9 protein-coding genes are annotated in these 10,452 nt (G+C 39.7%); 2 read left to right on the top strand and 7 right to left on the bottom strand.

The annotated features are described in order from the left end of the window. Positions 1-11: 11 nt before the first annotated feature. Positions 12-428, top strand: a complete 417-nt coding sequence (locus LZZ90_RS05435) for an OsmC family protein (protein WP_237789664.1) — start codon at positions 12-14, stop codon at positions 426-428. Here LZZ90_RS05435 and LZZ90_RS05430 read toward each other — a convergent pair. From LZZ90_RS05430 to LZZ90_RS05400, 7 genes are all read right to left on the bottom strand, one after another. Beyond that, positions 420-1,229 (bottom strand): hypothetical protein, encoded by an 810-nt coding sequence (locus tag LZZ90_RS05430; RefSeq protein WP_237789663.1) that lies wholly within the window; start codon positions 1,227-1,229, stop codon positions 420-422. The genes LZZ90_RS05435 and LZZ90_RS05430 overlap by 9 nt on opposite strands. Before the next feature lie 169 nt (positions 1,230-1,398). Then, a complete protein-coding gene (locus LZZ90_RS05425) occupies positions 1,399-1,941 on the bottom strand; it encodes a hypothetical protein (RefSeq protein WP_237789662.1) in 543 nt (180 codons plus the stop codon). A 64-nt stretch (positions 1,942-2,005) separates the two neighbouring features. Next, on the bottom strand, positions 2,006-5,410 hold the full coding sequence (locus LZZ90_RS05420) for a hypothetical protein (protein WP_237789661.1): 3,405 nt from the start codon (positions 5,408-5,410) through the stop codon (positions 2,006-2,008). 58 nt (positions 5,411-5,468) lie between these two features. Next, complete coding sequence (gene chrA, locus LZZ90_RS05415; protein WP_237789660.1) at positions 5,469-6,569, bottom strand: chromate efflux transporter; 1,101 nt, start codon at positions 6,567-6,569, stop codon at positions 5,469-5,471. A gap of 4 nt (positions 6,570-6,573) precedes the next feature. Next, entirely contained in the window at positions 6,574-7,827 is a 1,254-nt protein-coding gene (locus LZZ90_RS05410; RefSeq protein WP_237789659.1) for an aspartate kinase, read from the bottom strand. 57 nt (positions 7,828-7,884) lie between these two features. Further along, positions 7,885-8,358, bottom strand: a complete 474-nt coding sequence (locus LZZ90_RS05405; RefSeq protein ID WP_237789658.1) for a GNAT family N-acetyltransferase — start codon at positions 8,356-8,358, stop codon at positions 7,885-7,887. A gap of 6 nt (positions 8,359-8,364) precedes the next feature. Continuing rightward, positions 8,365-9,201 (bottom strand): M48 family metalloprotease, encoded by an 837-nt coding sequence (locus tag LZZ90_RS05400; RefSeq protein WP_237789657.1) that lies wholly within the window; start codon positions 9,199-9,201, stop codon positions 8,365-8,367. A gap of 134 nt (positions 9,202-9,335) precedes the next feature. Between LZZ90_RS05400 and fbp the strand changes: the two genes are divergently transcribed. Then, positions 9,336-10,343, top strand: a complete 1,008-nt coding sequence (gene fbp / locus LZZ90_RS05395; protein WP_237789656.1) for a class 1 fructose-bisphosphatase — start codon at positions 9,336-9,338, stop codon at positions 10,341-10,343. Positions 10,344-10,452 lie beyond the last annotated feature (109 nt).

The following is a 10,452-nucleotide window of genomic DNA, read 5'->3' as shown; positions in this document are numbered from 1 at the left end:
CACATAACATCATGAAATTTACAAGAAGAGGCAGCGCCAACTGGAAAGGAACCGGAATGGAAGGAAAAGGAACCGTTTCCACACAAAGTACTACGTTAAACAATACGCAATATTCCTTTAAAAGTCGTTTTGAGGAAGGGGTTGGAACCAATCCGGAAGAACTGGTTGCAGCAGCTCATGCAGGTTGTTTTACCATGCAGTTGAGTTTTTTATTGAGCGGAGAAGGGTATACGCCAGAAAATTTAGATACGGAAGCTAAGGTAACTTTCGAAGACGGCGCGATAGTGCAAATTCATCTGGATTTAAAAGGGAGCGTTCCGGGAATCAGTAACGATGAATTTCAGCAAACCGCTAAAAAAGCCAAAGAAATTTGTCCGATTTCAAAATTGCTGAACACCGAAATCGTTTTGTCGGCTACTTTAGTTTAAGTTTTTAAGAGAGAACTGATACACATTGCCACCGGATTTTTTTACTTTTTCGTCGGCAATCCAAAGCGTCGAATTGTCTTTAAAAGTAACTGCTTCTTTTTGAGAATAGTGCTTTAAGGACAGTTCGGTGTCTTTTCCCTGAAAGAAATTATCGGAAGTAAACGCTTCAAAAAGCCAAATTTTACTGTGGCTTAACAGGACTATTTTACTTTGATCGGGGCTAATTGCTGCTCCGGTTATGGCATTGTTGTTATAATCGGCGTGGGTTTTATAGGATCCGAGTAAAGTGGCAGCATGAGTTCCGGGACGATTTGGAACGCGGTACAGTAAAGTGGTGCCGTCAAATTTTTTGCTGCGGTTTTTGGTGAACAGGTAAAAGTGGTCTTTGTAGACCACAAAAGCTTCCACATCGTACCACAATTCCGTTTTTTTGGGCGGAAATTCTTTTTGCTGCGGATAACTGAAACGAATTTTCGCTACGGAACGAGATTCATTTTTGCTTAAAGAGTCTTTACTGATGGCATAAATGGCTAAATCGGTTCGCTTGTTATCGTTGTTGCCGAAATCCCCTATGTACAGATTGCCTTTTGGATCTGCGGCCAAATCTTCCCAATCGATGTTTTGGGCATCCGTTATTTTTAAAGTATGGGTAATTTCTCCCTTAGCATTTAATTGATACAGTTCGTTCTCATTTCCGCTGTCTGCTATGGCCCAAAGTAACTTGGAAGAATATTCCATTCCTGAAATTTCCTTTAGTTTTTTAGGTAATTTGAACAGAGTTTCCGGCTCTTCTTTAGACATACAAAAAGAAAAAAGAAAGAGAAAACACAAAGCGGAGAAAGAGCCAATGGTGCGCATTTTTTATTTGCAATTTAAATAAAAAACAAGGATTGAGTTTCTTGTTTTTAGAAAAGTTGAGGTGTAAAAAGACCGCAATTTTTGGTTGCGGTCTTCCTTTAGTTTAGAGTGTTTAATCCTGAATATACGTTTTGTTTCCGTTGGAATTGATGTAATACTTACCGCCTCGAGGCCCGGTGTACACTTTTTTTCCGTTGTATTCTCCGGTTACTTTGTCGGCAACTTTCGGAGCTTTTTCATTGCTTGCTTTTTCTTTTACTTTTTTCGGAACGCTTTTAGCTTCGTCTTTAACTTTGGCGTCTGCTTTATTGGCCATGGTTTTGGCTTTTTGTGTTTTGCTTTCACCGCTGTGTGCTTCGTCTTTTACTTTAGCATCTGCTTTATTTACTTTAGATTTCGCTTTTCCCGCATCCGATTTAGCATCTCCCACAGCAGAAGCGGAGTTGTCTTTCACTTTAGCTTTGGTTTTTTTAACCGCATCATCTGCTTTCTCTTTCGTTTTTTTGGTTGCCTTTTCCGTTTTGCTTTCGGCTTCTTTTACCGATTTCTCGGTTTTGGCTTTGGCCTTACGGGTTGTTTTTTTTACTTCAGTTTCCTGAGCAGACATTCCTACAGAAAGCAGCAATGCGGTAACTAATAAAAATAATCGTTTCATTTTTTTAAAGTATTGGTTTACACTATTAAAGTTATGAAAAAAAGGATTTCAAAAAACATGTTCCTTAAAAATAGGCGCGCAATTGAATGCTTCCGGTATGAATGGTTTTGCTAGTTTCGCTCTTTCTTCCCTGATAGTTTACATTGACATCGAGGTATTGGGTTAAGTTTTTCTGCAGCAATAAACGCCAGGTCATGTTTTTGCCGGGCTGTAATCCTTCGAGCATCTGAAAGGCTACCGGAGACAATGCGTTTCCGTTAAACTCATTTTGGTAAAAGGAAAATTCACCATTGGCCGACAATTTTTTCTCCGAAGAATAATTAAAGGAAGTTCCTAATCGTTGTTGATAAAGGGTCTCCAGTGCGTTAATGGTGTTTTCCTTCGATTGAAATTCATAAAAAACATCCCAGGCTGCATTTTGCGAAAAGAGGTACGAAATTTTTGGAGCCAGTTGATACCCTTTCAAATCAAAATTTTTGCTCGGATAATTCTCGGAAGTAACTTTATTGTTGATTGTTTTTCCATTAAATCCGAAAAGCCATAACTTCTGAACCAAATGCGCATACTGTATTTGATGGCTAACACTTTGATTCTCCTGTGAACCAGCTGATAAAAGGGTTTTGGCCCGATTGGTAAGAAAGGAATAGGTTACCGAATGGCGCTGTTTGCCTCGGTTGTAAAACAAACTGTTTCTAAAATTGGAATTAAGTCCTAACAAGTCTTTTTCACTGCTCGAGAACGGATTCAAATCAAAATTATCGCCTTGACGTAAAATCTTGCGGTCCATTAAAAACGAAGCTTGATCGTAAAAATAAGAGAGGAATTTTTTAAAGCCTGTCTCATTTTGCCATCTCCCCGGATTTAAGTTAAGCGAAAGCGAAAACCGGTTTTGATGTGTTTTCACAAAAACCTGATTGGGCAAAAATACCCGTACGTATTTGGCCTGATCAGGAAACTGTGCCACTTCAAATTCCTGTAATTCCTGAATGCCGTTGCCGTTGTAATCGTTCCACATATAAACACCTTGCCCTGGGTTTACTTCCAGGTAAGTGAATTCTTGTTGGGCAATGGTTCCCGAAGTATTTTCATAGGTCGAGCCCAGTTGGATTAATTGGTTGAAGTACTGGTCGTTGTATAGTAGTCGTGAATTCAGTGAAGGTTCATCTCTTCGGGCTGGATCTTCAAATTTAAGTTTTCGGTAATTTACAAATACCGACAAATCGCTTTTTTCATTCTGAATTAATTTTGATTTGAAGTAATACGAGTTTGAGGTGTTCACTTTTTGGATTTTTCCACTTTGCACACTGTCGTTGATTCGGTTCAGATAACCTAATTCCATGTAAACTTTAGTGCTGTCACCTCGCCCGATAAATGCTCCAACTTCATTAAAACGCTGGCTTAAAGCAGAGAACTGATTTGTTTCCTTGACTTTTTCCTGATTGTCTTCAGTTCTGAAACTTCCTCCAATCCAATTCTTTTTGAAATGGTATTTTCCTCGGGACTGGCTACGAATAAATTTGGACTCGCTCAATGTGCCGTCACTTTTCAAGGCACTGTTATTGCTGATCAAAGCCCAATTGTTGAATCTAAAGCTTCCGTTTAACACATGACGAGTTCCTGTGAAACTTTCTGAAAAATCAAGTTTTTCCAACTGATAACTTGCACTGCCTTTTTGAGGAAGTTCAAAATTCAAACCGGTAACCAATAAACTTTGATTTCCTAAAGGATTCGAAAGGTTCCAGTCCCGGCTAAATTCAATGTTGAAGAGTCGTTCAATGGTGCGAAATTGTTTTTGTATTAACTGATAATCGGCAAAAGCGTCTACCTTCCATTTTTCGGTAAACAAACGCTGACGGGCATTTATTTTTCCGGCGAGACCTTTGTTGTTGTTGTCGTCAAGAGAGGAGAAAAGGTTTAGGTCGTTATTGCTGATTCCCGTTTCAAACGCAATATTCGTTTTTTCATTTGGGCTGAATTTACCTAAAATTGTGGCAATCTGAATTTTTGTTGGTGGAATTAAACGGGTGATCGGTTCATAATTTCCTTGCGGGATTCCCGATACTGGAGCAACGTATTTGTAGATGCGGCCAATGGCCTGATTGCTTTGTAAAACATAATTCCCCAGATTATTTCCGACTAAGGTGAATTTTACATTGAATAATGCATCGGCTGGATTGTTCGAATACTCAAATACTTCCACACCACCTAGCAGCACTTTTTTGTACAAAATTTTATTCTCGGAATAGGTATCCGGATAGGCAGATGGCGCTGTCATCAGCTCAGGATTGTCTCCGGCCTGAACCAGAACTTGTGCTTGTTCGGGCGATAAGTTTTGTTGTAGCGGCTGGTTTTTTACATCATTTTCAGAATAGACATAACCGCTAAGACTCCATTTTTCTCTTTCATGGTTAAGACCTCCATAGGTGACAAAACGGGTAAAATTGCGGTCGGAATACTGATATTCCACATTAATTCGCATTTCGGAAGTAATAGGAAAAAGCGAAGTAAAACGAAGTTCGCCTGCATTATAATCGATAATGTAGTCATTGTTTTCTCCGCGTTCTAATAAAATCCCATTCACGTAAACCCGTTCCGATCCTGAAATTACCAGTACAAATAGTTCTCCGTTTGGTCCTTTGAGCTTATACGGCCCTTGATTTCCTTCCTGTCCGGTAAATGTACTTCGTGCGTATTGCCCTCGAACAATGGCGCCGGCTGCAAAAACATCGGTCTTACTTTCAGGTTTCCCGAAGGCAAAATGGGTGGAAAGCCCTTGTACTTTTTTGTTGAAATTCAGAAAACGGGACTGGCGGTTTTCGAGAAATAAGTCTCCGGCGCGAATTGCCCAACTGTCGGAATACAGTTCTACGAAAATCTGATCGAATTCATCGAGTTTTTGTGAATACCCTCCTTCCTGTAAAGGGATGTTGCTGTCCTGAAGCGAGGCTCTAAGGCTTACTTTCTCTGAAATTTTTCCGGTAATCTGTAAATCCAGATTCGAATTCACGGTGGTGTTTTGGTTGTTTCCCACGGTAACTCCACGAGTGATGCTTCCGGAAGTATTTAGCCCGTCAAAAGGTTTGAAGGTGTTAATGGGGTCACGCGAAATCTGGTACAATTGCTGGCCGGCTTCATTACTGACTATTCGGCTTTTATCGTAAATACTGTATTTTTTGGTAAGAAACTCTGGAAATTTAAGGTAACGAATCGTTAAGGTGTCTGAACTTTGAAATTTATTCTTGAAACGAAGCGTTCCTTTTTGAAAATCAACGGTATAGAAACTGGTATCGATTTCAGTTCCTGTTTTATCAAGGATTTTGAAAAACTCTTTGTTGATGCTTACGCTGTCAATTGAGGCAATAGAATCTGTTGCGGTTATTTTTTTGGAATGGTAAAGCGAGTTGTTTTCCTGAGCCCATCCTCTTGAAAAAAAACCGATTAGAATCCAAAAAAGTATTTTTTTCAGCATACAGTAATAACTCCGAAACTTCAAAAGTAGTGTAATTAATCGAGATTTTTTAGGCGAATCAGACAAGTGTTAGCAGATAGCCTAAACCAGCTCCGCCCAAAACCACCCAGACGCTGTTAATTTTTTGATATCCGAAGCAAATCAATAAACTGGTAACCATAATCAAACTTGTTTTCCAATCGGTAATTGATTCTTTGCCCATCGTTACACAAATTACAAGAATTAATGCCACTGAAGCTACATTGACTGCATCCAAAAATGAGGCGAAAAGTTCCGAATCCCGCATTTTCTTTACCAAAGGATTAAGCAAAGCGACAAACAGAAATGAAGGTAAAAATATCCCAATGGTCGCCACCAAAGCGCCAAAACCACCATTAATTTGATATCCGATAAAGGTTACTGATGAGAATACAGGGCCTGGGGTAAATTGCCCCACGGCAATCGCATCGATTAAAGTTTGACGGGGAAGCAAGCCGGTTTGCACGAGTTCCGAATCCAAAAAGGCGAACAGGACATACCCACTTCCGTATAAAATCGAGCCAATCTTCAGAAAAATAAAAAAGAGTTTGGAATTGCTCACGGTTGCCAGACTTAAAGGGACAAGGCAGTTAACTCGATTCTTGTTGGATTGAAAGTACTTGATTGTCAAGCCTAAAATTCCAAATCCGAAAAGGATCAGTATTTCATTCGCTCCAAAAAAAGCAGCAAGTAAAGCAAGAATCCCAATTCCAATCAAAAAATTTGATTTCAGGGAAGTTTTTGCTAAAGGATATATTGCAGAAAGAATAATCGCAAGTATAGCAGGTTTAATACCATAAAGGAAAGGTTGAATCTCAGGAAGTTGTCCGTAAATTTTGTACAGATACGCAAAGCCAAGCGTAATAAAAACTGCCGGAAGTATAAAACACAGTCCAGCAAGAAGCAATCCCTTCCAGCCGCCTTTTTCTTTGCCTAAATGAATGGCAAGTTCGGTGCTGTTTGGCCCCGGGATTAAATTAGTGGCGCCCACCAAATCTAGAAAATGACTGTCACTCATCCAATTGCGTTTGCGAACTACCTCGTCGCGCATTATGGCGATGTGAGCAGCCGGTCCGCCGAAAGCAATCAGTCCCAGTTTCAGGAACAGTTTTCCGATTGCTTTGAGCGGGACGTTCTGCATTAATTTATTCTTTGGTTACGATTTGCATGGTTTCACGGCTCATCTGTTTTACTAAAACCGATTTGTCTTTTTCCACCATCTGTATCGCTTTGTCGGTAAAATGGCGAATGGTGTACAGCGATACGTTTTCGTTGTATGAGATTTTAAATTTCTTAGCTAAAATGTTCTTCAAATCGTTGAAATTCCCGAATTTATCTTCAACACAAACCGAAAAACTGATGGCCGAATTCTGAATCAAACTCACTTTTATTTTGTATTTGTGCAATAAGGAAAAAATCTCACTGATGTTTTCTTCCATGATGAACGAAAAGTCAATCGAAGAAAGTGATAAGAGTAATTGGTTTTTCTTTACGATGAAACACGAGGTTTGCGGTTCCAGATGCGCTCCTTTGGCAATGCTGGTTCCAGGTAATAAAGGATTTATAAACGACTTTACATACAAAGGAATTTCTTTGCTTTGAAGCGGCTGCAACGTTTTTGGGTGGATAACCGAAGCACCGTAAAACGCTAATTCGATGGCTTCACGGTATGAAATCTGATTCAGTAAAGTAGTGTTTTCAAAATAACGTGGATCAGCGTTTAAAACTCCAGGAACGTCTTTCCAGATCGTTACGCTTTCCGCATTTAAACAATAGGCAAAAATTGCAGCCGTGTAATCGGAACCTTCTCTACCTAAAGTAGTTGTAAAATTGTTTTCATCCGAACCTAAAAATCCTTGCGTGATATTAAGTGTCTTCTTTTTGACGTTTTTAGAAATGGTTTTTTGAGTCAATTCCCAATTCACTACGGCATCTCGGTAGGTGTTGTCGGTTTTGATTAGGTTTCGAACGTCTACCCAAGTGTTTTTTAGTCCTACATGATTAAAATAATGACTCAATATTGTGGTAGAAATAATTTCTCCCATACTCACAATCTGATCGTACACGAAATTGTAATTGGGGGATTTATTGCTGCTTAAGAAGTATTCCAAATCGGAGAAGTGTTTGTTTACAGCGGTGAAAACGGCGTGTTTTTCGTCTTCAAATAAGTCTAAAAGTATTTGATTGTGGTACTTCTTGACTTCCTGAACCGATGCTTGCAATTCCGGTGATTTCTCAAAATAGTTCTTGATAACCACTTCCAATGCGTTGGTTGTTTTTCCCATGGCTGAAACCACGAGTAAAACATCTTCATAACCTACCTGCTGCAAAACGCTGTACACGTTTTTGATTCCTTCGGCATCTTTTACCGAGGCGCCTCCAAATTTAAAAATTCTCATGTTGTTTAAAATTTCAAAACCAAAATCCCAAGTAGCGGAGTTTTTTGTTTCGAGTTGTTATCTGTTGTTTAAAAAAGTGTGTATTCCTTCTTCGGTCATTTGTACCACGCGCCAGTCTTCCAGTACTTTTGCGCCGGATTTTTCGTAGAAATCTACCGCGTTTTGGTTCCAGTCCAGCACGTTCCATTCGATTCTTCGTACGCCATCGGCTTTTCCCTGTTTCATGATTTCGGTGTAAAGTGCCATGCCTAAACCGGTACCGCGCATCTTTTCTTTTACGATCAGATCTTCCAAATGGATGGTTTTTCCTTTCCAGGTCGAGTAACGGTAGTAGTACAAAGCCATGCCAACAATTTCCTGGCCAACTTCTGCAATGAAGGTGTGAAATAAAGGGTTGTTGCCAAAGCCGTCGCGCTCTAAATCTTCCACGGTAACCACTACTGCTTCCGGTTCTTTTTCAAAAATGGCCAGTTCTCGGATTAACTCCAGTACGGCCGGCATGTCTTCTTGTGTTCCTTTGCGGATGATCATTGGGTTTTATTTTTTCTTTTTGGTTGTTTTCTTAACGGCTGGTTTGGCGGTTTGCTTTACATAAGGTTTGTATAAACCGTCCTTTTCGGCTCTAGCTTTAGCTTCGGCAGCTCTAGCTTTTGATTCCGGGTGGGAACTTAGCATGCGCTCGATAAAAGAGGCTTCTTGTCCTTCGCTTAATTTTGCCAAAATAGTGAAAGCCGATTCTACAGCATTTACATTATACTTGTTGCGCTTCATAAAATCGTATGAATAAGTATCAGCTTCCGATTCCTGTTTTCGGCTGTAACGGCTATCGATCATGGCATTTCCGATTTTTCCTAACTGACTGTCTGTTACGGCAGTAGCTTTGTCGTATTGAGAGCCAACCGCATCGATTAAAGCTTCTTTTTTATAGGCAGCTTTGATCGCATCTCTGGAATCGTGGTTAGCCACGTGTCCTATTTCATGTCCGATTACAGCCAATAATTCGTTGTCGTCCATAACGTCCATTAAGCCGGAATAGACACGAACACTTCCGTCGGCAGTTGCAAAGGCATTGATTTCTTTTAGTTTATATACTTTAAAATTTAAAGCCATGCCGTTTTCGTTGGCATGTTTTCCGAATACTTTTTTCAAGCGGATAGTGTAGGGGTCTTTCTCATTGGCAACGGGATTTTCCTTGTCCATTTTAGCAACCGCATCTTTTGAAAGGTTTGCTGCATCGCTGTCGCTGAAAGTAAAACCGGTTACGCCTTTTTGAACGGCTCCTAAAGCTTTTTCGCCTAAATTGATTTGTGCGTTTGTTGTTGTAATTCCTGTTAAAGCCAAGGCTAAGGCTAAATATAAGTTGTTTGTTTTCATCGATTGAATTTTGATTCAAAGATAATATAACTTTGTTGCAGATTTCTTTTTTAAGAGTGATTTTCTCTATCAAATTGAGTGAAAATCAAAAATTATGAGTAATATTTGCAGGCACAAAAACAGCACAAATTATCATGGAACAACGCAATAAAACTTTAGGAGAATTTATCATCGAAAAACAGGAAGAATTTAAGTATTCTTCGGGCGAATTGTCGCGAATTATCAACGCAATTCGTTTGGCGGCCAAGGTGGTGAGTTACAAGGTGAACAAAGCCGGTTTGGTGGATATTGTTGGTGCGGCAGGAGAACAGAATGTGCAAGGTGAAGACCAGCAAAAGCTTGATGTTTATGCGAATGAAGTTTTCATACAAACCTTGATTAACCGTGAAATCGTTTGCGGAATCGGTTCGGAAGAAAACGATGATTTTATAGCTGTTCACGGAAAAGCCGGAGATGATAATAACAAATATGTGGTTTTAATGGATCCGCTTGACGGTTCGTCTAATATTGATGTGAATGTTTCTGTGGGAACGATTTTTTCGGTTTACAGAAGGGTTACTCCAGTTGGAACTCCGGTGACTTTAGAGGATTTTTTACAGCCGGGCGACCAGCAAGTGGCGGCCGGATACGTAATTTACGGAACCTCGACCATGTTGGTGTATACTACCGGACATGGAGTAAACGGATTTACTTTAAACCCTGCTATCGGAACGTTTTATTTGTCACACCCGAACATGCAATATTCGCCCGACGGAAAGATCTATTCGGTAAACGAAGGAAACTACATTCATTTTCCGCAAGGAGTGAAAGACTATATCAAATACTGTCAGTTGGAAGAAGGAGATCGACCGTATACTTCCCGTTATATTGGAAGTTTGGTTTCGGACTTTCACCGAAACATGATTAAAGGCGGAATCTATTTATATCCAACCAGTTCCAAAGCACCAAACGGAAAATTGCGTTTGCTGTACGAATGCAATCCGATGGCATTCATTGCAGAACAGGCTGGAGGAAGAGCCTCCGATGGTTATGGACGAATCATGGAAATTAAACCTACCGAACTGCATCAGCGTGTGCCATTTTTCTGCGGAAGTAAGAATATGGTGGAAAAGGCCGAAGAATTTATGGCGAAATATTTGTAGGAAATAATGTTAAAATAAAGTTAATTTGTAAGAATATGTTTTAATTGTTTTTAAAATTTGCAGGATAATTCTAATAATTTTAAAAATGAAATGAAATGTATTTGTTGCT

Source organism: Flavobacterium sp. SM15 (assembly GCF_022012335.1).
GTDB lineage: Bacteria > Bacteroidota > Bacteroidia > Flavobacteriales > Flavobacteriaceae > Flavobacterium.
This window is presented reverse-complemented; position numbering and strand designations above follow the sequence as displayed.